Origin of the sequence: Acanthopleuribacter pedis (assembly GCF_017377855.1) — a bacterium.
Lineage (GTDB): Bacteria > Acidobacteriota > Holophagae > Acanthopleuribacterales > Acanthopleuribacteraceae > Acanthopleuribacter > Acanthopleuribacter pedis.
This window is the reverse complement of record NZ_JAFREP010000014.1, coordinates 227,241-253,558: the sequence shown is the minus strand read 5'-3', so window position 1 is coordinate 253,558 and position 26,318 is coordinate 227,241. Positions and strand designations below refer to the sequence as shown.

Below are 26,318 nucleotides of genomic sequence, written 5' to 3'. Positions count from 1 at the left end.
TTACCCCGTCGTTTTCGCCCCTTAACCTTATGAAACGGGCGCACTGGGTTAAATGAGGTTTTCCATAATGTAACCCTTGCGTTCAGGGGTGTTGTTACCCATGTAAAAACGCAAAATCTTGTTGATGTCACCGGCGCGATCCACGCTGACCTGGACAATCCGCATCTGGTCACCGATAAACTGTCCGAACTCCTTGGGTGAAATTTCACCCAACCCCTTAAAGCGGGTTAGCTCGGGATCTTTCAGTTTCTTCAGGTACCGGTTGCGTTCCTTATCGTCGTAGCAGTAATGGGTCTCTTTTTTGTTGCGCACCCGGTACAGCGGCGTCTCCAAAACGTAGAGGTGACCGCGAATCACCAGCTCTTCGAAGTAGTACAAGAAAAACGTCATCAGCAGGTTACGAATGTGAAGCCCGTCGACGTCGGCGTCGGTGGCAAGAATCACTTTGTTGTAACGCAGATTATCCACCGATTCCTCGATGTCCAGCGCCTTCATGATGTTGTAGAGTTCGGCGTTTTTGTAGAGCGAGTCCTTTTTGAGGCCGAACACATTGAGCGGTTTACCACGCAGGGCAAACAAAGCCTGGAATTCGGCACTGCGGCAACTCACCATACTGCCCAAGGCGGACTGACCCTCGGTCAGGAAAATCATGCTGCCGTCGCCTTTCCCGTTTTTGTCGCCGAAATGGTACTTGCAGTCGCGCAGACCGGGAATTTTGATGGCCACCTTGCGCGCTTTATCACGCGCCTCTTTTTTGACCGCTTGCAGTTCTTTGCGGATTTTTTCGTTAAAGGTCACCTTCTCGATGATCTTTTTGGCGAGCGCCTCGTTTTTATGGAGGATGTCAACCACCGCCGTTTTGACGGTATTGATAATCGGCTGGCGCACATCGGTGTTGCCCAGTTTGTTTTTGGTTTGCGATTCAAAAACCGGATCTTTCACCTTCACGGCCACACAACCGGCGATGCCGTCGCGTACATCTTGACCCTGAAAACTCTTTTTGGCGTATTCGTTCACCGCTTTGAGGATGCCCTCGCGAAAGGCGGAAAGGTGGGTACCGCCGTCGTTGGTATACTGACCGTTCACGAAACTGTAGTGGTTTTCGCCGTAGTTGGTGGTGTGGGTGATGGCGAATTCAATGGCTTTATCGCGGAAATAAATGGGTTCATACAAGGTGTCTTCACCGACCTCGGCCACCAGAAGGTCTTTGAGACCGCGACGCGAGAAAAAGGTTTCGCCGTTGAGTTTGAGGGTGAGGCCTTTGTTGAGGTAGCTGTAGTACTGAATCCGCTTGCGCAAAAATTCTTCGCGAATGCGCACATCGGCGGGAAACACCTCGGTATCGGCCTTAAAGCGCACCAAGGTGCCGTTGTCCGCATCTTCTGAGCCGTCGAGCTCGTCGACCAGCTTGCCCTTGAGGAAGCGTGCTTCTTTGAAGGCGCCGTCCCGGGTGGAGCGCACCACAAATTCCTCGGAAAGGGCGTTGACCGCTTTGGTCCCGACCCCGTTAAGACCGACCGAGAACTGAAACACTTCATCGTTGTACTTGGCGCCGGTATTGATGCGCGACACACAGTCAACCACTTTGCCGAGGGGAATACCGCGTCCATAATCGCGAATTTGAACATAACCCGCTTCCGTGGTTTCAATTTCGATCCGCTGACCGTGACCCATGATGAATTCGTCGATGGCGTTGTCGACAACTTCTTTGATGAGCACGTAGACCCCATCCTCGGGATGGGTGCCGTCGCCTAGCCGACCGATGTACATACCGGGGCGCAGGCGAATGTGCTCTAAGGAGCTTAAACTTTTGATCTTGCTTTCGTCGTAAATCGGTTCGGAAGAGGCCATGTAAAAACGTTCACCTTCAAACTCAAATGTCACGCGGCACCGGACACGATAAGGGATCGGTAACCCAAGGGTACCGAATTGGCGTTGTGTCACCCGATGGGGCCTTGCTTAAAAACGGAACAACCTTATCCCAACCGATGACTCAGGGTCAAGGATGTGCAGGGAGCGCCTGGATATTTGGTGACGCGAATGACCGCGTCGAACCTAGCCCGCATTGCCTACAAGAATTGCTGCTATGGGGCAACCCATGCGATTGCGAGGGTTTGCCTTCCGCGGGTCGGCGCCGCGAAAGGTCGGTCCCCTGTGCCGTCGCTTGGTCGTCAGCTTCGTACGCACAGGGCTTTCAGCTTCTCGCGACGAATCTCGGTGAGAAATGCAGGCGAGTGGAAGCGCGGGAACAGCACGGGCGTAAGCAGCAACGCGCGTCGCTTGCTGCTTACGCCCGCGCATGAGGAAAAACAGTTACCCGAGTGATGATCCAAAACCAACGATCCTCATGAGAACCAACACCTTGGTGCTCATTCGGGCCGAGCGACGTTTCCGTGCGACACCGAACGAACACCAAAAGGTTTTAGTTCCAGGGGTAGGCGCATTCCGAGGACTTGGGGCTATCTTGTCCCGGTGCGTGCAAGGTCACTTTGATTTTGTCGGGTTTCCCGTCTTTCAGGGTCACGACGGCTTTGGCTTTGTGGGCCTGATGGGAGCCGGCTTGCCAAATAATGACTTCATTTTGGCCTTCTTTTTTGGCTTTATAAATCTTTTGTTCCGCTTCGTTTTTAAAGAAGGAGCCAGGCATATCGACGTTTTTGCCGGTGCGAAGCGATATTTTGATGACGGGTTGGTAGACGCCGTTTTTGTAGCCTTTTTTGAGCATATAGGCGGCAACTTCCATAATGCGGCCACGTTCTAAATCTTGGGCTTCTACTTTACACAGATCCACGCGATTGGGATTTTCTTTGGCGAACACCAAACCGCTCATAAGCAAGCCGAGTAAACCAAAAGTCAGCATATTTTTCATGTTTTCACCTTTTTTAACGGGGCATGGTTCCCCTTTTCATTGTGGTCCAAAAAGCAAAGCATCGTTGCTTGGTCGCAAACCGATACAGGGCGCGGATGAGACACATGTGCGTTCCATAACCTTAGCGCGGAACCATGATTTTTTATTTAGGAAAGTTGGAAAAGGAGGGCCTGAATACGGTTTAGGGCGGGATTATTGGGGGCCGGCGGGGTTTTGGATTGGATTTTGGGGGCTTTGATCGACGGGGCTTGGGATTCGGTATTTCTCAGGATTTGGAGATAGTTTCAGGATCGCGCATGCGGATAAACCCGTTGCTTCGTCGAGGCCAACCCCCTTTCGAACCTGCTTGGTGACAGTCATGTGCAACAGTCTGGCTTTATGCCGTTTGCCTGGGGACAACCATCCCCTGGTGCATTTCCATTCGAAGCGACGGCCTCATCCGCATGCGCAAATCCACCCAACAGGGCACAACTGCCCGGCGCCCATCCGCTCATCATCCTTTTATCCTGAGAAATCCCGAATACCAAGCCAAGCCCATCCGGCACCCCATCCACACATCCAAACAAAAACCGGGACCTCTCGATCCCGGAATCCTATTTAGAAGCGGTAGGCGAAACCCGTGGTAGCCGCCCAATCCGGCGCGGTTTCCGAGATGCCGGCGCTTACGGCGACATCCCACTGGAAGGTTTCCGTGATGGTGAAGGTCAGGCCGGCGTCGGCACTGTTACGAGGACGCCCCTCGGCCGATGCCGGAATTTCACCGAACACCTCAACAAACGCACCAACGCGTTCGCTAACGCTGAATCCCAAAACAACGCTGTAAAGGCCGTTGGTTTCTAAATCGCCGTCTTCATCCTGGGTAGAAACACCGAAGTTGGCGCCGAAAGAAATGCTGTCCGTCAAACCGCCACCGTAGGCCAGCTTGAGGCTGGGCTCGATTTCGTCAGAGACAATGTCGTCGTCGCCGACGGTTAAGTTGGTATCCCCAATCAAGGCCCATTGCCCGCTATCACCGTTGTGGAAACGCCATTTGAAACCAAGGTGGCCGTCGCCACTGCCGTCGTTTCCATCGAATCTGCCCGCGTCGATATCGATAAACCCGTCGTAACCCAGACGCAGCTCGAAATCCTCGCTAATGCCGATACGGAGCAAGGCAACCGGTACTTGGTCGATGTCAATGTCGTTGAAGTCCGTATCGTAATGGGTACGCTGAAAACCCGCCTCCAATTGGAAATAACCGGCACCCACGGTGGCGGGTGCATCGCTCTGGTCGGGACGATCACTGCTGAAAGCCGGTTCGGCCGGTGCTTGAAATGCAATGAGATAAAGTAACAAAAGGGTCATTGAAACCTCGTAGACAGTCGTATTCGCGGACTGGAGAAAGCCGCGTCGGCGCGCATTCATTCGAATTGATTCGCATGAGCGCGATTCCTATGTGTTCACAAGCGCGTGTTGGTGTTACCCGAGCGCCTCCGATAACAGCGTAAAAACGGCAGCATCAGTGCAACACAAACAGCACGGGCCATTCTAAACGTGGCCTATCTCAAGGTTCCCAATATTTAAACCAATTTTTCCAAAGCGCTTACCAGAACGTCACATCACAAACCCTTCCCCAAAATGAAAACGGCAGCCAAACCAAGTCGGCCGCCGTTTCCATGAAATCTGGAGAAAAAACGCGTTAACTTTCGCGACCCAAATAGGTGTTGGCCGAGGGATCCACCTTGATTTTGCTCCCTTCTTTAATAAAGGTAGGCACCATCAGTTCAATCCCGTTTTCCAACATACCGCGCGACATAACTTTACCGGAAGCGGTATCGCCCTTAGCACCCTGCTCCACCGAGGTGATGGTCACAATCACGGATTTAGGCATGTCGATACTGATGATCTCGCCGTTGTACTGCAACAGGTCTAGTTCGAAACCATCGGTCATCCAGGGTAAGCTGTCGCCAAAATGAGCTTTGCCCACGTTGTACTGCTCGTAGGTCTCGCGGTCCATAAACACCAGATCGTCGCCTTCCTCATAGAGAAACTGCACTTCCAGTTTGTTCAGGTCGGGCTCTTCGAACAGGTCGCCGGATTTAAAGCTTTTCTGTAACACCTGGTTGGTCACCAGGTTACGCGCTTTTACTTTAACCAGCGTGGCCGCGCCGCGGGCACTGGGATTGTGCACCGTGTGTTCCATAATCTGCCAGGGCGCGCCCTCGTGTTCGTAACGCAAACCTTTTTTAAAATCGTTGGTTGAAATCAAAATTCACCTCTTTTGGTGTTGCCGCGGTCAGTGCCCCCCGCGCTTTAGGGCGTGCCTGCTTTGGCGGGCTGCTTTACCAGCACCACTTTTTTGATATAAGAAAGTTCGGGAAAGTTTTTCTTCAGGTACGCATTGCCCTGGCTTTTCAGCATGGCCTGATTGGGGCCGGAACCCATGGGCGCGCCTTCCCCGTAACCCTTGTAGAGTTTCGCCACAACCGCCATGCCTTCGTCGCCGACAATTTTGCCAAGAGGGGCGAAACCCATCCCGTCCAAGTAATTATTGTTCGCGGTATTGATAAACATTTGCGTGGTGCGCGTGTTGCGGCCACGATTGGCGAAGGTCAACATGCCGGGCTGGTTGCTTTGGGTAACGGGATCGTCCTTGATCGAGGCCGTGTGCCACATGTCGTTGACCTTGGGATCACCGTGAAAACCGAACTGAACCATAAACCCGTCGATGACGCGGTAGAAGCCGACATCGGTGAAGTAACCCATTTTGACCAAGTTGTAAAAACGGTCCACACCCAGGGGCGCCCAAGCACGGGTCACATCCACCTCAAAATTGCCTTCCGTGGTTTCGAAGCGAACCCGAAAGGTCTCGGGCGCTTTGGCCGTGGCCTTGGCGGGTGAAAGATCGGCCGAGGCGCCGTCGCCGGCGAAGGTCGGGGTACCGACGGCAACCATCGCGGCCAACAAAAACAAAGAAAGGGTCACACGTGAAAAACGACGACCGTGCAGGGAAAGAGATCGAATCATAGAATGCCTCCGAAAAAACTTGGACCGAACGGAGAAAAAGGTTCGGGTTAAGGGCAAAACAGGATGACCTTAATGCAAAACCGCCGCCGCGGCAACTGCTCAGCCGAGGCTTAGTCAAATTTTGCGGTCGTGCCACTGCTTTGACTTCAACGTAACCCTCGCCAAAAGGTTCCCACGAAGAGAACGCGACCACGATCCAGCCCAGGCCCGCCCGCGGTACCCGCGAAAACCCCGGAAAATCACGAGAACCGGCAACGCGGGTGAGAAATCCCATCAAAGTCGGGTAAAATACCCCTAAACTTCCACATACCTTACGCACCACCACCTCCTTCACAACGAGGGCGTATGGCCGAAGGTAACACCACCCGCCAACCGGTCAACGGATGCACAACCCACCGTTTCCTCCGGTGAAGGCACCGCCCAAAACCGTTTTGCGTCGCCGGTCGACGCCTCACAAAAAGTCGGGCATCGGGTGGTGAGGTAGGTTATCGGGAACGCTGAATGGCATTCTGGCACTTTGGACATTGGACCCTTCTTTTGCTTGTGTCGCTGGCAACGACCGGCATGCTCTCGGCCTCCGATCAGGCGGCGGCGGGGCGACGCTTTGAAATCACCCGCATTCAGCACGAAATGGGTTTGTCCCACTCGACCATCTACACCATTCGCCAGGGACCGCGCGGTTTTTTGTGGTTCGGTACGCAGAACGGATTAAATCGTTTTGACGGTTTTCAGACCACCGTGTACCAACACCGACCGGAGGACCCCAACAGCCTGCGCAACAACAGCGTCAGCAGCATGGAATTCGACAGCCACGGCATTTTGTGGCTCGGCATCTGGGGCGGCGGCCTCAACCGCTTTGATCCCGATACCGAAACGTTTACCCACTTTTTCCACCAGGCGGAGGATCCGCGGAGTCTGAGCAGCGACCTGGTCCAAACCGTGTTCCGCGACAGCCGCGACCGCATTTGGGTCGGCACCAACAAAGGCGGCCTCAATCTGTTCCACCCGGAAACCGGACGTTTTACCCGCTTCGTTCATGACGAACAGGATCCCCGTTCGCTCAGTCACAACCGGGTGTGGAGCATCGCGGAGGATCTGAACGGCGTGATCTGGGTCGCCACCACCGACGGCCTCAACCGCCTGGACGATGACGGACGTTTTACCACGTTTCGCGCGGACCAACGCGACCGGTTCAGTATCCGCGACAACAAGGTACGCGCGCTTTTGGTGGCCGAAAACGGTTTGATGTGGATCGGCACCGAAAAAGGGTTGGATTTGTTTGACCCGGTCAAAGGGCGAACCCTGCGTTATCTCGAGGAGGAGGAGCGGGACCATCCCCTGTCCGACGCGGTGATCACCGCGTTGTACCAGGATCGCAACCAATCAGTTTGGGCCGGCACCATTTTACACGGCTTGTTTCGCCGTCAAACCGACCCGACCGGCGCGGCCCAATCCTGGGAGCGTTTTTCCCACAGCCCCTTCGATCTTCAAAGCTTAAGCCAAAACGATATCCGCGCCGTGCTCCACGATTCATCCGGTGTGTACTGGGTCGGCACCCGCACGGGCGGCCTCAACAAAATGCGGCCGACCAAGTTTTTCCACCACCGAATCGCCACCTTCTCGCCCAGCGACCTTATTCACAACCGCGTAAATGCACTCGCGGTAGACAACCGCGACCAGGTCTGGATCGGCAGCGTCGGCGGCCTCATCCAGTGGGATTTTAAACGGGGCAAGCACCGCTTCTTTACCCATCAACCCGACGATCCCACCAGCCTTTGCGACAACCGAATTTATGCACTCCACCCCGACCACCGCGGCCACATCTGGATCGGCACCTTTGAACGAGGTATCTCGGTACTCAACCCCAAAACCGGAAAAATGGAACGCCAACTCGGCTTGGATCACCTGCCGGCGGGCACGGTACGCTCCATTCTTGAGGACCACGACCGCCTGATATGGATCGCCTCGACCGGGGGCTTGGTTCGGTTCATGCCGACCACCGACAAAATACGCGTGTACCTGCCGGACGAGGGAAACCCGGAATCGCTCGGCGGCACGGGCTGCAACGATTTGGTTGAGGACGGGTCCGGCCGCTTGTGGATCAGCACCATCGGGGGCGGCCTCAACCGCCTTGACCAAGACCGACGCAGCTTCACACGCTTCCAGCACAACCCCAATGATCCCAACAGCATCAGCCAAGATTTCGTACGCCCGTTGTACCTGGATCGCAAGAACCGGCTCTGGGCGGGCACCTACGGCAACGGCCTCAACCGCCTCGACAACATCGACAGCGATCCCGAGGACGCGGTGTTCATTCATTACGGCACCCGCGACGGCCTGCCCAATGACAACATCTACGCGGTCATGGAAGAAGGCGATTTCATTTGGCTGAGCACCGAACAATCGGTGACCCGACTCGACCCCGATACCGAGGAGGTGCGCATTTATGATCGATACGACGGCCTGATTGATTCCGGTTTCACGGCTTTGACTTCGGCGCGCGACAGCAAGGGACGCGTTTTCTTCGGTGGAAACAAAGGCTTTAACTCATTTCTCCCGTGGCAAATTATCGACAATCCATCGCCGCCACGCTTGGTGCTCACCGATTTTTTGATCTTCAACGAACCCGTTCCCTTGCCCGAACCGACCCACAGCACCGAACACATCACCATCAATTACAACGACTCCGTGATTAGCTTTCAATTTTCGGCACTGGACTTTAACGCCCCCGAAAAAAACCGCTATGCGTATCAGTTGGAAGGCTTTGACCGCGACTGGGTCACGGTTGCGAATTTACCCGAGGCGACCTACACCAACCTCGATCCCGGCCACTACCAATTCATGGTACGCGCCGCCAACAACGACGGCGTATGGAACGAGCAAGGTATCGCGGTCAACCTCACCGTGGTCCCGCCGCCCTGGGCCAAGTGGTGGGCCTACTGCATTTATGCGGCAATTCTGGTTTCGATCATCTGGGCTTGGCAGCGGCACCAAAACCGGAAACTCGCACTGGAGCGCATGGTCGTTGAGAGCCTGCAACGCCATGACCGCCTCAAAGACGAATTTTTGGCCAATACCTCCCATGAGCTGCGCACCCCGCTCAACGGCATTATCGGCATTGTGGAATCGCTAATCGCCGGCGCCGGCGGCGAACTCACCGCCGCGACCCGCAAAAACCTACACATGGTGGCCGCCAGCGGCCGTCGCCTTTCCAATTTGGTCAACGACATTCTCGATTTCTCGAAACTTCAATCGAGTGAACTCCAACTCAACCGCCGCGCGATAGAGCTTCACCCCTGCATCGAAACCGTCTTCGGGGTGACCCAATCCTTGGTCGGTCAAAAAGATTTGCAGTTGCTCAACGAGGTCCCCCGCGATCTGCCGCCGGTATGGGGCGACGAGGATCGCCTCCTGCAAATTTTCTACAACCTCATCGGCAACGCGATTAAGTTTACCGAATCCGGCTTTGTGCGCGTCACGGCCCGGCTTCAGGACGGACGCATCGTGGTCGCCGTGGCCGACAGCGGTATCGGCATCGACCCCGAGCAGCAGGAACGCATTTTTGAATCCTTTGCCCAGGCGGACGGGTCCATTTCCCGCGAATACGGCGGCACGGGGCTCGGCCTCACCATCGCCTCCAGCCTGATTGCCATGCATCAAGGCCGCCTCTTACTCACCTCCGAGCTGGGCCGTGGCGCCACCTTTCGCTTCGACCTGCCCCTTTCCCAGGCGGAAAACCCAAGCACCAACGAAGCCGAACCATCTTCGCCGCCGGCGCTAGCCCAAAATATCACGCTGCCAGGTCTCGATTTAAAAATACCCCAACCGCAAGACGGACAAGGCGCCCGACTGCTGCTTGTCGACGACGATCCCATCAACCTACAGGTCCTGGTTAACCATCTCGCGCTCCATAACTACCAACTCCATCTCGCCCGTAACGGCGAAGAAGCCCTGGCAGTGTTCAAAGAAGAAACCCCGATTGACTTAGTCCTGCTCGACGTTATGATGCCGAAAATGTCCGGTTACGAGGTGTGCCAAACCCTGCGCCGCACCTACGACGCCGGTCGCCTACCCATCATCTTGCTCACCGCCAAAAATCAGACGCCCGACTTAGTGCGCGGTTTCGCCGCCGGCGCCAATGATTACCTCTACAAACCCGTCACCAGCGAAGAACTGCTCGCACGCATTTCCGTCCACTTGGAACTGCTGGAGAAAACGCGGGCGCTCCAGGCAACCAACCTCGATTTAGAACATAAGGTCACGCAACGAACCGCCGATCTCAGCAACAAAAACAAAGAACTCGAGATCCTGGAACAGATGGTGCGCGAAATCAACCGCGAGGTCGATCTCGACGCGGTTCTCACCACCCTGCTCCACCAGGCGCGCCGACTGCTTCCGCACACCAGCCGCGGCGCCTTTTATTTGGCGCAACCGGACGTGGACGAACAACAGGTCTTCGACATGGTCGCCGATGCGGAATACCACATCCCGAGCCACTACAAACGCCTGACCGAACCCCAAATCCGCGGTGAATTCATGGTGAACGCCGAAGAACTCATGGGCGGTGTGTACCTGATCCAACCCCGCGAGGCGCGAAACGACCCCGCCTCTCGCGTGGTCATGGATGTCCAAATCAACGACCGCGTGGAAGGCTTTCTGGTCCTAGAGAACATGCGCCAAAAAGATGCCTTTGCCCACAACGACATCATGAAACTACACCACCTGCGCGAGCACGCGATTTCCGCCGTGACCAAGGCGCGGTTTCTTGCCGAACTTCAGAAGAAAAATCAGCAAATTCTCGACGCACAGGAACGCCTGCTCGAAGCGGCACACGACGCGGGCATGGCCGAAATCGCCGCCAACCTGCTCCACAACGTGGGCAACGCCATGGCCAGCGTCAAAACCTCGGTTTCTGTTTTAAATGACATGATTGGTCAAAACCAGGCACTTCGCTTTTATCGCCGCATGGTCGACCTATTCCGCGAACAGCAACAAGCGGGCACCCTCGCCGAATTTTTTCAGTCGGAACGCGCCACCATGGTCACCCAAGCCTGGGACCGCATCGAAGATACTTGGCAGAAACAGACGACTCAATTTGAAGAAGAGTTGACCCGCTTGGGACGCAACCTCGCCGGCATCGACAACATCGTCGAATCCCAACGTCAATACGCGAACGCGCCGGAAACCTTCAATGAAGTGGACCTCAACGGGATTATCAACAACGTCCTGCAATTCCAGAAACGCAACTTAGATGCCGCCGAGATTCAGGTGATTCGCGATTTCGAAGAACTCCCGGAACTGCCCCTCCAAAAAGGCAAACTCACCAAGGTGTTGGTCCACCTGATCGACAACGCCATCGATGCCTCCTTGGCCCAGGGCGGCGAACGCACCCTCACCCTGCGCACCCGTCTCTTAAAGGACCAAGGCGTCCGGCTGGAGGTCATCGACAAAGGCGCGGGCATTCCGAAGGAACATGTCTCGCGCATATTCACGCAGGGCTTTAGCACCAAAGCCGGCAACTCGGGGTACGGCCTGCATTATTGCGCCAACGCCATCCAAGAAATGCGCGGCAGGATCGACGTGAAGAGTGAGGGCACCGGCAAAGGCGCCTGTTTCATCGTCGATTTCAGCCTCGCGGCATGAAACGAGGATTCCGAGTCCGAGCATCGCTCGGTCTCCGTTAGTTCTCAGGAATGCAGGATGATTACAAGATGGCGCCGGACCGCTGTTCCCTTGCCCGCCCAACAATGTTGGGCTGGACGGATCGCGCATGCGGATAAACCCGTTGCTTCGTTGAAGCCGGCCGACGAGATCCCTGTTTCGCGGTTCCAGTAATTCCTCGTCGGCGTCAGCCCCAATCAGCGCAATAAGCCGATTGGTCAAGGATGCTGCTGATCCCAAGGGAACGACAATCAGGAAATAGTTGATGGGCTTGATCCCCCGGCCAGTTCATTATGACTGGGGAACAGCCGAAACCAGACAATACCAGACAAAACCCAAAAAAGCAGAGCCTACTTGGTGACAGGCATGTTAAACACTCTGGTTTTATGACACTTGCCTGGGGGCGACCATCCGCCGGTGTTTTTCCAAACGAAGCAGCGGCCTCATCCGCATGCGCACTCCCACCCAACAGGGCGCGACAGCCCCACGCCCATCCTCCATTCATCCGAGTATCCTGAGAAATGCAGGCTAGCAAAAACCAGACAATACCCACAAAAACACAAAAGCCACATCCAATCCTAAGTGTAAGAAGCACCAACCAGCCGAGACTAAACCCAACGCGCACGGCCTCCACAACAGAAAATGAAACCCCGCCGTGCGCTCAGGTTATAATGCAGTTTTTCAGCAAGAATGTTTTATAAAGTGGGATCGATTGGAAAACAGTGAAATTGTCGCCAACGAAAAGCAAGGGATGCCGCCCCAGATGAATGAACAGCCCTCGAACGAAGGCGCCCAAGCCGAAAAAAACCAGCAGGCGAAACGCACGCCGCCGGCTTTCTACCAAAAAAGCGTGCCTCGCGAGGTCGCGGAAATCCTGCTGTTCGCCTTGTGCGTCTTGTTGTTTTTCAAAAGTTTTGTTTGGCAGAATTTCCAGATTCCTACGCCGTCGATGGAGAATTCGCTGCTGATCGGTGATCACCTCACCGCCAACACCTTTATTTTCAAAAACGCGGGCCCCATTGAGCGCGCGCTCCTTCCCTATCGCGACATTCGCCGCGGCGATGTGGTGGTGTTTAAATGGCCCGGCGATCCTCGCCAAGATTACATCAAACGCTGCATCGGGTTGCCAGGCGAACGTTTCGAGGTAAAAGCGGATCGGGTTTATGTGAACGGCTCCTATTTGGACGAACGGTACACCTTCTTTAAAGAGCCCAAAACCATGAAGTCTGATCGCGACCCCGAGATCGGTTACCGGCCGCGCGGTTATTACGAAATCAAGCCCGGTTTCGGCAATGGCTGGCACCGCCCGCCTCACGAATCGTCCTTCACGATGATCGAAATGAAAAACGTGACGCTAAAGGTTTTGGAACCCTACAAAACCCTGGATGCCGCGCTCCATGAACAAATCGTGGAACGGTTGCGCGCGGCGCCGGTTGACGAAATCCCCGAGGGTTTTTACGTCATGATGGGCGACAACCGCAACCGCAGTTATGACTCGCGTGAATGGGGTTTGGTCCCGCGCGAGCTCATTCAAGGTCGCGGTTATTTTGTGTGGTGGAGTTATGGCGAAGACGAGAACAGCCACACCAAAGAAGGTTTAGATCTGATCCACAGCTACGTACGCGTCATTTGGGAAGGCCACAAACGCACGCGCTGGGAAGAGAGTTTTAGCAGAATCAAGTAAGCCGGGGTGATCGAGAAAACGCCGGCAAGCGCTAGCCGCGACCCGGTTGTGTCTCCCGACACGGACTTGAACCTAAGCAGTGTGACGCGGTGATTTTCGCTAACCCGCATTTCTCACAATGAAGCCTTGTGAGAAATGCGGGTTAACACATCACGCTCACATAAACTTGAGCGTTCACCGTGCAACTTTTTTGAGGGACCCACTTAACAACCCTCAACTTCAGTGTTAAAATGCCGCTGTTCGCTTAAAAATACCGTGGCACCGCCGCGGTTTGATCCATAGCCAGGAGGACGCCGTGAGCACAACTGAATCGGCCAACACCCACGAATTCAAAACCGAGATCAAAGAATTGCTGCACCTGATCGTGCATACCCTTTACTCCCACAAAGAAATTTTCCTGCGTGAATTGCTTTCTAACGCATCCGACGCATTGAGCAAGGTCCAGTTCGAGGCCTTGACCAACGACAATCTTTACGACAAAGATCAGCCACTCGAAGTGAAGGTCAGCATCGACAAAGACAACAAGCAGCTGACCATTGAGGACACCGGCATCGGCATGACCGAGGCCCAATTGATCAGTCAAATCGGCACCATCGCCCACTCCGGCACCAAAAAGTTCATCAACGAACTCAAGGAAAACCAAGACAAGGCCAAAAACCCCGAGTTGATCGGTCAGTTTGGCGTTGGCTTTTACTCCGTCTTTATGGTTGCAGACAAGGTTACCATCGAGACCAAGTCCATGGAGGCGGATGCGCCCGCCGTTCGCTGGGAATCCGACGGCTTGGGCACCTACGCGCTGTCTGAAAGTGAACGCCGCAAGCGCGGCACCGCCATCACCCTGCATCTCAAGGAAGACGAAAGCGAGTTCTTGGAAAAGTACCGCATTGAAAACCTGATCAAGCAGTACTCCAACTTCCTCCCCTTCCCTGTCATGATGGAAGAAGAGAAAGTTAATACGCCGGAAGCTCTGTGGCGCCGCAACAAGTCCGACATCACGGACGAGGAATACAAAGAATTTTACAAGCAGGTCGGCAACGCTTGGGACGAACCCAGCCACTGGGAACACTTCGCCGCGGACGCGCCCGTCCAGTTCACCTCGGTTCTGTATGTGCCCAAAAGTGCCCCCTACGAATACTACGGTCAGGACCAAGAGCACGGTCTCAAGCTGTACGTCAAACGGGTGTTTATCCAAGACGACTGCAAAGAGTTGGTTCCCAAGTTCATGCGTTTCCTCAAAGGGGTTGTTGAATCCGAGGACCTGCCCCTGAACGTCAGCCGCGAGTCCATCCAAAACGACCGCGTGATCACCAAAATCAACAAGGTTCTCACCAAAAAGTTCATCGACGGCCTCAAAAAAATGGCCGAAAAAGATGGAGACAAGTATCAAGAGTTTTGGAAACAGTTCGGTCGTTACATCAAAGAAGGTGTTCACGGCGAAATGAGCCTGCGCGAGAAGCTGTTGCCCTTGCTGCGCTTCTACTCCACCAAACAGGTCGACAACCCCACGGTGACGCTTAAAAGTTACGCCGAGGGCAAAGTCACGGACCAAAAGGCGATTTACTACGCGGTTGGCGAAAGCATCGAGCAACTGCGTCGCAGCCCGCACCTCGAATTTTTCACGCGCAACGACATCGAGGTACTGCTGCTCACCGAACCCATGGACGACTTGATCCTCAACGGCCTAGAGCCGTTCGAAGAACTGAAGTTCATCAACGTGGAAAGTGGCGATCTCGAACTGCCGGAAGAGCTCAAAAAAGAGATCGAAGAACCCGAGGTTTCCGAGGAACTGACCGCGCTGAAAGAGAAAGTCACCGAGGTGTTGACCGAAAAAATCTCCAAAGTTCGCTTCTCCAAGGCGTTGTCTGACTCCCCATGCCGTTTCTACAACGAATCCGGCGGCATGTCCCACAACGTTCGCAAAATGATGTTCAGCGGCGGCGGCATGGCAGGCATGCCCGGCATGCCGATGAAACGCGACTTGGAACTCAACCCCGAGCACCGTTTCGTCAAAGCGCTTTCCACCCGCCTGGAAAACGAAAGCATCGCCGACCAAATCAAACTGCTGTACCACATGGCCAACCTGTTGGAAGGCAACGTGGACGACGCCCAAGAGCTGGCCGGCCTGGTCCTGCCCTTGCTGCGCTAATCAGCACACGGACCCCAACCATGATCAAGGCGAACAGCATGCTGTTCGCCTTTTTCTTTAGCCCGCATTTCTCACCAGAATTCGTCGCGAGGCTTTGAAACCGCCGCGAGGACACAAGTTGCGACCGAGGGTCACCGTAGCGGGGCCGACCTTTCGCGGGGCCGACCTTTCGCGGGGCCGACCTTTCGCGGGGCCGACCTTTCGGCGTAGCATTGCAACGTCGAGGCCGTCCCACCGTTGCTTTGCAAGGGTGCAACCAAGAAACCTAAGTCATCGCAGCTATTTCAACGCCGGAGCAGAACTTCTGGTGAGAAATGCGGGTTAGGTGGGGTCGTCTACCGACCCCGACAATTTAGGGTTCCCTCGCTCGCCCCAAACCCCTCGCTTCAGCGCCGCTTAGGTAAAACGAAACAACCGAACCGATTAACCTTTTTGATAAAGCGCACACACAGCGCCACTGGGATCCTGCACGGGGCAAAAACGGTCCTTGCCCATGGTGCGTACAGCGGCCAAAGCTTTGCCACCCAAAGCTTCCACCTGAGCCAATGATTCGTCAAGATCGGCCACGGTAAAATAAGGAATCCAACCCCCGGGCTGATCCGCATTGGCGCCCGCCGTGCGGCAAACACCGGCAACCGGGGCGTCCTGCCCCGGGGGGTGCAGGCAATAATCTTGGTAGCCACCCATATCAACGGTGGATGTTTCAAAACCAACGACCTTCGTATAAAAATCGCGGATCTGTTCCGAATCGGGAACGGTCAAATCCAACCAAGCAGCCTGGCCAAATGCCGGTTCTGATTGTGCTTCACTCATATAACCCCCTGTCCTTAAACGTGGTTTTTGATGTTTGATCCCACCCTGCCACGGACCGCGACAGCCAACGATTAACACGGGCGAGCCGCCTGCTCTTTTCTCGCGGATATGGTGAGAAAAAAGCATCACGCTATCTACGGTTGCGTTAGGAAGCATTCGGGCAGGGCAGAAAGCGGGTCCATCAGGCACCCATGTGAGATCGAGAAAATCCAGTATCGCATCTTTGTCCTCATTTCCCCATGAGAATCGTAGAAACAAACCTGATCCATACACCGCTTGACCCCGATCCGTCACCTATTCCTTGATAACCCTCCTGACCCGGCGCGAAAACCACCTCACGATGGTTCCCACCACCCAGGCCCCCGGAGCAAGCCCTCCTTCATTTATGAAAACCAAGCAACGGAGCCACCCTTTCTCATGCAATAACAGAGCAAAGATGCCTCGGGTTTGAACATCGCATATCAAAGCTTGATATTAACGCTAGTAAACGATTCAAAATTATTATTTAAGTATTATTTAAAAATCACACACAGAACCTAACGGAATGCATCACAAATGCACACCTTGGCGACACCGGATCAAGTTCCCTGCAAAAGAATCCAATGACAACGATGCCGTTAAACCTAAGAAGCGCGATAACTCGCGGTGATTTTCGCGAAACCTGGGCTGCAACGGTCTGTAAAAATGCGCACCGCACCCGGCGGGTGCGGTCGTGCGCGCCCCCGACCCACTTCAAAAAAACCCTTTATTTCCAATTTTTTAGAATAACCCTCGCTTCAGAACCTCTCAGGTTCAAAAATGGCAAGCCCCACCATCCTCCTTCGGCACTTTGCAAAAAAGGACGGCCTTGATAAATCTGCTTTACGCCCAAACAAGCATTCCCCTTATGAAACCAGATACTTCCCTTCCCAGTAAGGTGCATTGGATGCAAGGCACACCGAAAACCCATAAATCCGCCAAAACGCGTAATTCGCGAGTAGTTTCATGGATTAACCCGGCTAACATCCCACTGTAATCGAAACACACGCATTGAATTTGCCGATGCCGATAGACGCAAAGTCACTTAACGAGAAACGCGTTAAAAAACATTCAAAAACTTGATAGAACGCGTTCTGTTTTTCCGCATTGAGTTTAGAAGCAAACAAAGGAAGGTTCCGATTTCATGCTTCATGAATCGTTTGCTTAACTTGCACGGAGCAATCCCTCACAACTACAACGCCAAGAGTCGCTTTTCTCAGGCTCCTGCCAGTCCGCGCTCAGGCACGCCACGAGGACCCAACCACGAACCCAAAGTGATCTGAAACGACCCGCGCTTACGGGCCTGTCACCTAAATCGAAACCTTTTCCTAAGTCCGATAGGTGGGATTCCCTTCATACCGACCCACACCAACCAACCATCCTCCGTTCCACAACGATCTTTTGCATTCTATGCCAGGCTATCCATTCTGTTTCTTCGCGCACACTTGATTCAAGCCGACACTTTTGAATCGACACCGGACGGGCACTGCCGGCGGCGGCGAGTCATCGCAATAAAGGCCCGCCTTGACCCGTGTATGGACCCATTTTTGCTAACATGAATCAAACCCGAGAATCGTCCACGACCCGACCCTTCCACCCCTATCCAACGCGGGAGATAGCCGGCCACGTGCGCGTCCTTGATGAATCCTCGGTTCTTTATCGCCCGCCGGTTCGCGTTTGATCCATCCACCTGAAATGCGTCCTAACCGAATAGCAGCCCCTTTTTTCTTCAACTCCAAAAAGCGAGAGAGAGCATGCAAGGTTTCCAGGAACTCCAGCAGCAATACGACCATCTGCTGCAATCCGACCCCGACGAACAACGCCGATTTTTGAAGGAGCTTGCCAAGGATCACCCGAAACGCGCGGCCAAGCTCATGCGCATGATCGGCTGTCAGACCGACGCGGTCCAGTTTTTTAACAAACGCGCCGAACAGCGAAACAACCCGAGTCAACGGTTTCTCGACCACTTGCTGCACAAACTCCAGGAACTTCAACAACCGGAGCAGATCGGCCCCTACGAAATCATTGAAAAGTTGGGTTCCGGCGGCATGGGCATTGTGTACAAAGCCGCCCAAAAAGCACCCCTTGAACGCACGGTCGCCGTCAAACTTTTGCGGCCCAACACCAACTACACCCCAGAACAGACCCGGCACCTTTTGGAACAGGAAACATCCACCCTGGCCAAACTCAAGCATCCCGGAATTCCCCAAGTATTTGAGATCGGCGTTAATGAAAACCGCTCCTATTTGGTCATGGAACATATCGAAGGACGGCCTATCGATCAATACTGCCGGGAGCAGCGGGTGCCCTTAAGCCAACGTATTGATCTGGTGCTGCAAATTTGCGACACCCTCCTCTATTGCCACGGCCGCGGGGTGATTCACGGGGACCTTAAGCCGGCCAATGTGTTGGTGACGGCACCGGAAAAGCCAGGCCGGCAACCACGCGTGAAAGTGATCGATTTCGGGATCGCCCGCGCGCTAACCGACAACGAGGACATGGCCCATCTTGATTTTGCCTTCACATCACCGCGCGGCTCAGCCACCTTTATGGCACCTGAACAAGCCACGGCCGACAGCTTCGCCGACGTACGCAACGATGTCTACGGGCTGGGCGCCATTTTTTACCAACTGCTTTGCGGTCAGCCACCACTCCGTCCGGTCGAACCGGATCAATACCCCTTCACCTGTGCCGAGGACCTGTACGCCTGGCTGAAGCAGCCGTTGACGCGCCCGAGTGCGGTGCTGACCCAAACAAACAACGAGGATCAACTGGATCTCAGTCCCAAGCGTCTAAAGCAGGTGCTCCGCACCGAGCTGGACGCACTGACGGCCAAAGCAACCCATCCCGATCCCGAACAGCGATTGCCCAACATCATGGTGTTCCAAAACGAATTACACCGCTTTAACAGCGATCAACTTTTGGAAAGTGCCAAGCCCTACGGTTTTGGCTTGAGGATGAAAAAATTGTGGCGACGCGACCCCTTTCAATTGGCCACCTATCCCTTATCCGCCCTGCTGTTTTGCTCCATCACCCTCGGCTGGTGGTTTACCGCCCAAGCCAGGGATGTGGCCGTGTCGAGTAGGGATAGGACCCAATTCACTCAGGACATTCTCGCCGAGGTGTTGAGGAATCCCCACCCCATGCAAAGCGGACCAGAACTCCTTTATATTGAACAACTCATACAGACAACGCCGAGAGTCGACCGTCGGGTTGAGGGCAAACCGGAATCCGCTTTCGAGCTCTACAAAATTTTGGGGCTCTCCTTCTACAGCAGCGGTTATTACAGCGAAGCGGAAAAACAATTTCTCAAAATGTCACGGGCTGCCGAGGAATGGCTCGGGCCGGAAAGCGCGGGCTACGCGGAAGCCCAGTTGTACCTGGGCAAAACCGAGGAACTTCAAGACCGTGTCGGGGAAAGTTATGAACGGCTGGAGCGCGCCCTCACGCTTGCTCAAAAAACCATGTCACCCGATGACATCCGGCGTTTGGAAATCCTGGTTAGTTTGGCTTCGGTCTCCTTGGAAAGCGGCCACCCCCATCGCGCCCTCAAACACGCGATGCGCGCGCGCCAGCGGCTGAAACGTCCCTTTCGCGGGCCGGAGAACCAGCGGGAAAAGTGGGACCGCCTTCATTGTCAGGCCTGGTCCCTGCAAGGCAACGCCGAGGTGAGGCTGGGTCGAACCAAGAAAGGGTTTGTCCACATGAGAGAGGCCGCGGCATGCCATGAACAAAATGGTGACTCAGAAATCTTCATCGCCGATATTTACCACCGCATGACAAGTGCGCTGGTTGGCAGCGAAGCAAGCCCGGAACACAAAGCGGAAGCGGTTGAGGTTGGGCGCAAGGCGCTCGCCATTCGCAATGAATTGACACCGCTCCATCCCAACACGGCCGGGCTTATGTACAACCTCGCCCTGGCCTTGGATGCACAGGGTCAAAAAGCGGAAGCCCTAGAAATGGGAAACAAGGCGCTAAAACTCATGGACGAACTTGAAACGGTCGGCAAAGTCCACAAAAGCAAGGACAATCTTAAGGAGTTCTTGAGGCAGCTCGACGACGGCAATCTCAAAGACACCATTCGCCAGTATGAGCAGGAGGTAGAGGAGAAGCGAAAAACGGGGGCCGTTAACACCCGTGAATTTGCCCGAACCCTGAGCAACCTCGCTTCCTATTACAACCAGAATCACCAACCGCGGGAAGCCCTCAACGTTCTGGCAACCTCGCTCTCAATCTACGAGGCACTCCCTGGAAACCATACCAAAAGCAGGTTGTACGCCTTGCTCAATCAGGCCGATGCGCACAACCTCCTGGAACAATTTGACCAAGCCGCCGCCATCATGGTCCCGGTTACCGCCGAAGCCCCGCGGGTCGCCGGCCTCCCAAAGGTTTACCGAGGAATCTTTCATCTGACACTCGGCACGGCCCTACTGGGCCGGAAGAAACACCAACAGGCCGCGCAAGAATTGGAAACCGCCGCTCAATTGATCCCGAAAAATCACGAGAAACATCGCGAGGTGCTTAAGCAATTAATCCATGTCATGACCGAACTGGGCCGTGACGAAGCGGCAAACAGCTACCGAGCGCAGTTAACGGCTTTTGAAAACGAAAAAAAAAGCCCCGATTCCTCGGGGCAATGAGTGGCACCATGAAACCTCTGGATGCCATTCAACAAAAAGGGTCCCCTTCTCGCGGGGACCCCAAATGGCACTTAGTTGCCCCCGAGATCGGGGTTGGTTTGTTGCCCGTCGCTAGGTGGTGGCGCGGCCTCCTCGGAACCCCCGTTACCGGGGTCCGTTCCGGGGTTGTCGGAGGTGGGTTTTTCCACGATGGTGTGAAAATCCTCCGGTAAGGCAACCGTGTCGCGGCCGGCCATCAAGGCGGCAACAACCCACGGGTCCCAGCGGCGCAGGGTGAAGGCACGGGACTGGACGATTTCCTCCGGGGTTTTGAAGGCAAAGTCCTCGCCATTCACCTGGTACACAAAGAGTTCAAACGCCTGTGTTTTCTCGTTAAAACGCTGGACACTCAAAAACACACGGGTCGAACAAAGCCCATCGACCTCATCGCAGCCCTGTTCCAGCAGGGGTTCAACCGAACCCAAGTGGGCAACAGGCGGTGTTGCCGGGGCAAGCACAACAATCGATACACAAACAACGAAACTCCATTTCACGAAAAATCGAGAAATCACGGAAGTCATATTTGGTTCCTCTAAGGTGGGACCAAGTTATGCCGCGTCCATCCATCCACCACGGGTCATCACCCCAATCCGAAGAGCGACCGGGAACGACCGATCCGTCTGCAAAACGCGGTCGTTCCAAAGCGTCGGCGGCGCCGACGCGCGAACCCAAGGAATTGATGGGTGTTCGATCCACAACCAAGCACACCGGTATCGGGCTGAACCCTAGACACAACAAGGGTTCACCCTGATGTCCCGGCAACGAGCGGGGTCAAGAGGATTGGATAGACATAACGGTGACCATACGACATAACCAGGCACGCCAAAATCGACTGGAATTCCTAAAACGTGATCCGATTTTTGACGGCTGTAACGTTAACCCTCGGCCTCGATGGTTAACGCGGTTCGCACAACCCACGGCGGGGCCGCCGACGTGGGAATCCATTCCCGGATTTGCGAAACAGCGATGGCACAAGACCTTACCGGCCCTAATCCATCCATACTCGGGGTATCAAACCAGCGAGCAGGGTGTCCATGGGGGCCACGGTGACGACCTCACTATCCAAAGCATGTTCATTCACAAATGCCGGTCATTAGGCAAACCGCAAAGTAGGTTGTTTTTTAGTGATTTTTTTTAATTTTTTTTATATACGCTTCTATGTTCATTGGATACCAAGTATTTATGTAAAAAAACAAAAGAACAAAATCAACAGGGATCGCGTGGGTCGCAATCTGTTCGACACCTTCCCTTCTCAATGCCGAACCCGCATGCCTCACGGTGGCGCGTCGCGTGGCAGGCAAACCCCTGAAAATATGACCAAAATTAAGCGATTCGGCGACACACCTACACAATGCGGGCAAGCATCAAGACACAAAACACTGAAATAAAAAGGCTTTATCAACTCACCCAACCTCCCCTTCCACCCCTCCTGAAACACGCGCACCAAACAAAATCCTACCCCCGGGTTAATTCAAGCCACCCTGGACAATTTGACAATCGCAGTTTCTTTCAGTAACCTGGTAGACATGAGTCAAATCTACCAACATTTCGATCATGCCCTTCGCTTTCGATTACCAACCAGTGGTTTACGCCTCGCACACACAACCAACACCACGGGCCGTGCGCTTTTTTGACGCAACGCCCCCGGCTCCGGTACCCAACCGTGAGAAGCCGCTTATCGTTGAAGTGCGTTAGACGACACCTCATCCCAATACAGACCCGCACGTAAGAGCAGCCTCATTCAATTTCATCCCGGCCGCGTCACGGTCCACCTCAACCGATTTTCCGGTTCACGAGATGAATGTTGCAGGCATCACCGTCTAAACACCTGAATAAGGAGGTATTTTGACATCCCCTAGAGCGACACGAAGCTTTACCCGCCGACTCCTCGACGACCTAAACCTATTACAATCCATGTTTGAACAACGACGTCTGGAAGAAAACCGGTACCGCATTGGTTATGAGCAAGAAGTGTCCTTGGTTCACCATGACTTTCGCATCGCCCCGCTCGCCGAATTGTTGCTACGTCGGCTGGACAACCCTCAATTCGTCCACGAATTCGGTCTTTTTAACTTAGAACTCAACGGCGAACCCGTTGAACTGAAAAGCGATGCCTTAACCACCATTTGTGAGGATTTACAAAATCACCTGAACCTCCTTGATCAGACGGCGGCAACCGTCGGCTGCATGCCCATCCTCACCGGCATCCTGCCCACCATCCAAAAACGCGATCTTCAGATGCACAACATGACGCCCTTGCCACGCTACCAAGAGATTGACCAAAACTTGCGACGCCTGCGCGGCGGCCGTGATTTCCAGGTAACCCTCACCGGCGAGGATGAACTTAACATTCGCCACGGATGTTCACTTTTGGAAGCCGCAACAACCAGCTTTCAATTGCACTATCAGATAAATCCCAGCGACTTTGCCGATCAATACAACTTCGCCCAGCTCATCGCGGCCCCACTGCTCGCCGTATCCGCCAACAGTCCGCTTTTGTTTGGTGCCCGATTGTGGCACGAGACACGGATTGGTTTGTTCCGCTCCTCGATTGATACACGCCACCAAGTCGGACCCTTGAGGGAACGCCCTCCGCGCGTTAAGTTTGGCAACGACTGGGCCGGGGACTCACCACTGGATCTTTTCTGGGAAGACCTCATTGATCACCGCTTCATCGTAACGACCACCGACGATTACAGTGAAAAAGCGTCCCCGGATCACCCGCCCACCCTGCCGGCATTCCAGTTGCTTACCGGGACCGTTTATCGATGGAACCGTGTTTGCTACGGCGTAACCGACAAAAAACCCCACTTGCGTATTGAGAACCGCATTCTCCCCGCGGGCCCAACCCTGGCCGACCAAACGGCCAACGCGGCGTTCTGGTGGGGAATGATGGCCGGGCTGACAGATCGCTACCGCGACCTTCCCCACCGAATGCGCTTCGACAAGGCCAGGGCGAATTTCTACAATGCAGCGAAAACCGGTATCACCACACCGATCAAGTGGCTTGACGGCAAGATCTACCCCGCCCACGAACTCGTCCTCGACGAACTTCTTCCTATGGCCCACAACGGCTTAGAGAGACACGGCATCGATAAAACCGTGCGTCACACGCTGCTGGAACCCCTGGTCAAACGCTGTGAGCGAATTACCAACGGGGCGACCTGGATGCGCCGAAGTTTTGCGAATTTTCTGGAGAAAAGTAACTCCGTCGAAGCCCGACACCGCTTAACCTGCGCCATGCATGAGCGCCGCATGAGTGGCGAACCGGTCAGTGACTGGTCTGAAGCGGGTAAATCACCCCTCATTCACCTAAAGATCGACCAAAAGACGGTCGACCAAGTGATGGACAACAACCCAATCACCCTTGATCCAGAAGATTTGGCCGATTTGGCCTACCACTACCGTGCGCGCCGCAAAACCCGGTTCATCCCGGTAGAAACCGATCAAGCCCATCTGGTCGGGATGGTAGACACACTTCTCCTACCCAGCCGCGCGGCAGGGCGCGCCAACGATGCCGCCCATTTCACCGTCCGCTCGATCATGGGCGTCGAGGTTGAGACGGTCCGTCCTCAAACGCCGATTGCAGAGGCACTTAAAAAAATGGCGCTCCATGGTAGCCACGCCTTACCGGTGGTCATGAACGACCAGCTCGTTGGCCTCTTTTCCGTCGACTGCCTGCCAAATATTACCGAACCGGCGTTGCTCCCACTGGTCGAAATGGTGAAAACCACCCTGACCGGGAACAAGACGACCGAGGAAAAGACCGACCTCATCAAACCCAAACGGCAAAAACCGTTTCCTAGTCCTGTCGCTCGTGTGCCGCGAAAACGAACCCCAAGCGGCATCGCCTATGCCATTGGCTAGCGAACAGGGTTGCATGCGCCGGTACCGCGCCCAAGCGCGGGCCGGCCTTGTTTCCCAAAACACCTGCAAACAGGTAATCTAGCCCGCATTTCTCACCAGGATTCGTCGCGAGAAACTGAACGCCTTGTGAGACACGCGGGCTAGTCTTCCTCGCCATCTTCGCCGTGGGTCAGCAAATCGTAAAGCCACGCTTGGGCAAATTGCCACTTCCGGTTCACATGGGCCACGGAACAATCACAAGCCTTGGACACCTCATCGATGGTGAACCCTAGAAAATGGCGATAATAGACGATGTCGAACAACTGGCGATCCTGATCGCGGATCTTCTCCAGCGCTTGTGAAATAATCAGCGACTCCTCAATCGAGGTGTGCTGCAAAACATCATCTTCACCCAGCGGCTCCAGCACCAAATCCTTGCCGCCGTGCTTTTGCAAATTTTTAGAACGAATCTCTTCCTGAAGAAAACGACGGCACGCAAGCGCTACCAAATTTACGAAGTGGGTTCGACTGGAAAGTTGGAGTTTCTCCCGGACTGGCATGAGCTTGGCAATCGACTCGCTGACCAGCTCGGTGGTCTGGAAACGGCTGTTGGGAAAACGGGCACGGTGGTTGTGTGCCGCGCGCTTTAAGTCTTTGTAGACTAAGTCGACAGCATGGTCAAATGCTTCATTATCACTGTGTTGGATCCATCGCTGGAACAATTGAGTGAGGTCGCCGGGGCTCTTTGACATAGAACGGTCCATTCGCGCTGCATGATATGAAGAGAAGGAGGAACCAAAATCATACCTGAAACAACGCGTCCTGGCGAATACGAATCCCAACCGGAACGGGTTAGAAATCGCGAGATGGGTGCCAAATCACGCGCCAGTCGGCAACCCCCCATGAATCGCACGGGCACACCGACCCAAAGCGGGAAGCGAAAGCCCAAGCGCAGCTTCGCTTCCCAGGCTAGTTAGGGCAAGCCGTCGAAAAAGTCGACCTCACCCGTTTCCAGGGCGTATTCGGCACCAACGACAACCAAACCTTCCTCGGCGATGAGTTTTTCCAGTGTCGCCGAACCATGTCGCAGATGATTCGCGGACATACGCACGTTGGCGCGCACCGCTTCCTTTGCCAGCTTTGCCGGATCATCGGCCAATTCAGTTGTTAGCAAGGATTCCACCGCGGGCCGTACCCGGTCCACAATCGACAGAAGGTTGCGCGAATGCGTATCCGTGGGTTGTTGAAGTTGGCTAATCGTGGCGCCTACCGCACCACAACGCGTGTGCCCCATCACCACGACCAGGCGGGAACCCAAATGAAGGGCCGCAAATTCGACACTCCCTACCAATGAAGGCGCCACGACATTACCCGCAACCCGAATAACAAATAAATCACCCAGCCCCTGGTCGAAAACCAGCTCAACCGGAACCCGGGAGTCAGAGCACCCCAGGATGACGGCAAAGGGTGCCTGGCCCTCCGCGAATTCAGGGATACGGGTTTGGGTGGCCATGGCCTCTAAGCCGCGAACCCCCGACACAAAGCGCTTATTACCTTCTTTTAAACGCGCCAACGCCTCTGAAGCAGAAACCATGT

14 protein-coding genes are annotated in these 26,318 nt (G+C 54.7%); 5 read left to right on the top strand and 9 right to left on the bottom strand.

What is annotated here, in order from left to right:
• Positions 1 to 48 precede the first annotated feature (48 nt).
• The 5 genes from J3U88_RS15540 to J3U88_RS15520 all read right to left on the bottom strand — a co-directional run bounded on the left by J3U88_RS15540 (position 49) and on the right by J3U88_RS15520 (position 5,875).
• Positions 49 to 1,851 carry a DNA topoisomerase IV subunit B gene (locus tag J3U88_RS15540; protein ID WP_207859830.1) on the bottom strand — a complete coding sequence of 601 codons (1,803 nt, stop codon included), beginning with the start codon at positions 1,849 to 1,851 and terminating at the stop codon, positions 49 to 51.
• Positions 1,852 to 2,422: 571 nt separating this feature from the next.
• Positions 2,423 to 2,869, bottom strand: a complete 447-nt coding sequence (locus J3U88_RS15535) for a hypothetical protein (protein ID WP_207859828.1) — start codon at positions 2,867 to 2,869, stop codon at positions 2,423 to 2,425.
• A gap of 597 nt (positions 2,870 to 3,466) precedes the next feature.
• Positions 3,467 to 4,213: a transporter gene (locus tag J3U88_RS15530; protein ID WP_207859826.1), complete on the bottom strand. Its 747-nt coding sequence runs from the start codon at positions 4,211 to 4,213 to the stop codon at positions 3,467 to 3,469.
• A gap of 334 nt (positions 4,214 to 4,547) precedes the next feature.
• Complete coding sequence (locus J3U88_RS15525; protein WP_207859825.1) at positions 4,548 to 5,117, bottom strand: elongation factor P; 570 nt, start codon at positions 5,115 to 5,117, stop codon at positions 4,548 to 4,550.
• A gap of 44 nt (positions 5,118 to 5,161) precedes the next feature.
• On the bottom strand, positions 5,162 to 5,875 hold the full coding sequence (locus J3U88_RS15520; RefSeq protein WP_207859823.1) for a peptidylprolyl isomerase: 714 nt from the start codon (positions 5,873 to 5,875) through the stop codon (positions 5,162 to 5,164).
• A 543-nt stretch (positions 5,876 to 6,418) separates the two neighbouring features.
• Between J3U88_RS15520 and J3U88_RS15515 the strand changes: the two genes are divergently transcribed.
• The 3 genes from J3U88_RS15515 to htpG all read left to right on the top strand — a co-directional run bounded on the left by J3U88_RS15515 (position 6,419) and on the right by htpG (position 15,366).
• Positions 6,419 to 11,518: an ATP-binding protein gene (locus J3U88_RS15515; protein WP_341535185.1), complete on the top strand. Its 5,100-nt coding sequence runs from the start codon at positions 6,419 to 6,421 to the stop codon at positions 11,516 to 11,518.
• A 730-nt stretch (positions 11,519 to 12,248) separates the two neighbouring features.
• Positions 12,249 to 13,220: a signal peptidase I gene (gene lepB, locus J3U88_RS15510; protein ID WP_207859814.1), complete on the top strand. Its 972-nt coding sequence runs from the start codon at positions 12,249 to 12,251 to the stop codon at positions 13,218 to 13,220.
• A 295-nt stretch (positions 13,221 to 13,515) separates the two neighbouring features.
• Complete coding sequence (htpG, locus tag J3U88_RS15505) at positions 13,516 to 15,366, top strand: molecular chaperone HtpG (protein WP_207859812.1); 1,851 nt, start codon at positions 13,516 to 13,518, stop codon at positions 15,364 to 15,366.
• Between the two features lie 423 nt (positions 15,367 to 15,789).
• Here htpG and J3U88_RS15500 read toward each other — a convergent pair whose 3' ends face one another.
• A complete protein-coding gene (locus J3U88_RS15500) occupies positions 15,790 to 16,437 on the bottom strand; it encodes a VOC family protein (protein WP_207859810.1) in 648 nt (215 codons plus the stop codon).
• 1,514 nt (positions 16,438 to 17,951) lie between these two features.
• Here J3U88_RS15500 and J3U88_RS15495 point away from each other — a divergent pair.
• Positions 17,952 to 20,837 carry a serine/threonine-protein kinase gene (locus J3U88_RS15495; protein WP_207859808.1) on the top strand — a complete coding sequence of 962 codons (2,886 nt, stop codon included), beginning with the start codon at positions 17,952 to 17,954 and terminating at the stop codon, positions 20,835 to 20,837.
• Positions 20,838 to 20,908: 71 nt separating this feature from the next.
• On the opposite strand, the gene J3U88_RS15490 is transcribed toward J3U88_RS15495, so the two are convergent.
• Complete coding sequence (locus J3U88_RS15490; protein ID WP_207859807.1) at positions 20,909 to 21,397, bottom strand: hypothetical protein; 489 nt, start codon at positions 21,395 to 21,397, stop codon at positions 20,909 to 20,911.
• A 1,324-nt stretch (positions 21,398 to 22,721) separates the two neighbouring features.
• Here J3U88_RS15490 and J3U88_RS15485 point away from each other — a divergent pair.
• On the top strand, positions 22,722 to 24,743 hold the full coding sequence (locus tag J3U88_RS15485) for a CBS domain-containing protein (protein ID WP_207859805.1): 2,022 nt from the start codon (positions 22,722 to 22,724) through the stop codon (positions 24,741 to 24,743).
• Between the two features lie 140 nt (positions 24,744 to 24,883).
• On the opposite strand, the gene J3U88_RS15480 is transcribed toward J3U88_RS15485, so the two are convergent.
• Both J3U88_RS15480 and J3U88_RS15475 read right to left on the bottom strand, forming a co-directional pair.
• Positions 24,884 to 25,474: a sigma-70 family RNA polymerase sigma factor gene (locus tag J3U88_RS15480; protein ID WP_207859801.1), complete on the bottom strand. Its 591-nt coding sequence runs from the start codon at positions 25,472 to 25,474 to the stop codon at positions 24,884 to 24,886.
• 221 nt (positions 25,475 to 25,695) lie between these two features.
• Positions 25,696 to 26,316: a carbonic anhydrase gene (locus J3U88_RS15475; protein WP_207859800.1), complete on the bottom strand. Its 621-nt coding sequence runs from the start codon at positions 26,314 to 26,316 to the stop codon at positions 25,696 to 25,698.
• Positions 26,317 to 26,318: the final 2 nt, after the last annotated feature.

What these genes read in the sequence shown, in the direction of transcription:
- J3U88_RS15490 (WP_207859807.1), bottom strand. Translation starts at nt 21,397, where the DNA reads ATGACTTCCGTGATTTCTCGATTTTTCGTGAAATGGAGTTTCGTTGTT.
- J3U88_RS15475 (WP_207859800.1), bottom strand. Translation starts at nt 26,316, where the DNA reads ATGGTTTCTGCTTCAGAGGCGTTGGCGCGTTTAAAAGAAGGTAATAAG.
- J3U88_RS15480 (WP_207859801.1), bottom strand. Translation starts at nt 25,474, where the DNA reads ATGTCAAAGAGCCCCGGCGACCTCACTCAATTGTTCCAGCGATGGATC.
- J3U88_RS15535 (WP_207859828.1), bottom strand. Translation starts at nt 2,869, where the DNA reads ATGAAAAATATGCTGACTTTTGGTTTACTCGGCTTGCTTATGAGCGGT.
- J3U88_RS15520 (WP_207859823.1), bottom strand. Translation starts at nt 5,875, where the DNA reads ATGATTCGATCTCTTTCCCTGCACGGTCGTCGTTTTTCACGTGTGACC.
- J3U88_RS15530 (WP_207859826.1), bottom strand. Translation starts at nt 4,213, where the DNA reads ATGACCCTTTTGTTACTTTATCTCATTGCATTTCAAGCACCGGCCGAA.
- J3U88_RS15495 (WP_207859808.1), top strand. Translation starts at nt 17,952, where the DNA reads ATGCAAGGTTTCCAGGAACTCCAGCAGCAATACGACCATCTGCTGCAA.
- J3U88_RS15540 (WP_207859830.1), bottom strand. Translation starts at nt 1,851, where the DNA reads ATGGCCTCTTCCGAACCGATTTACGACGAAAGCAAGATCAAAAGTTTA.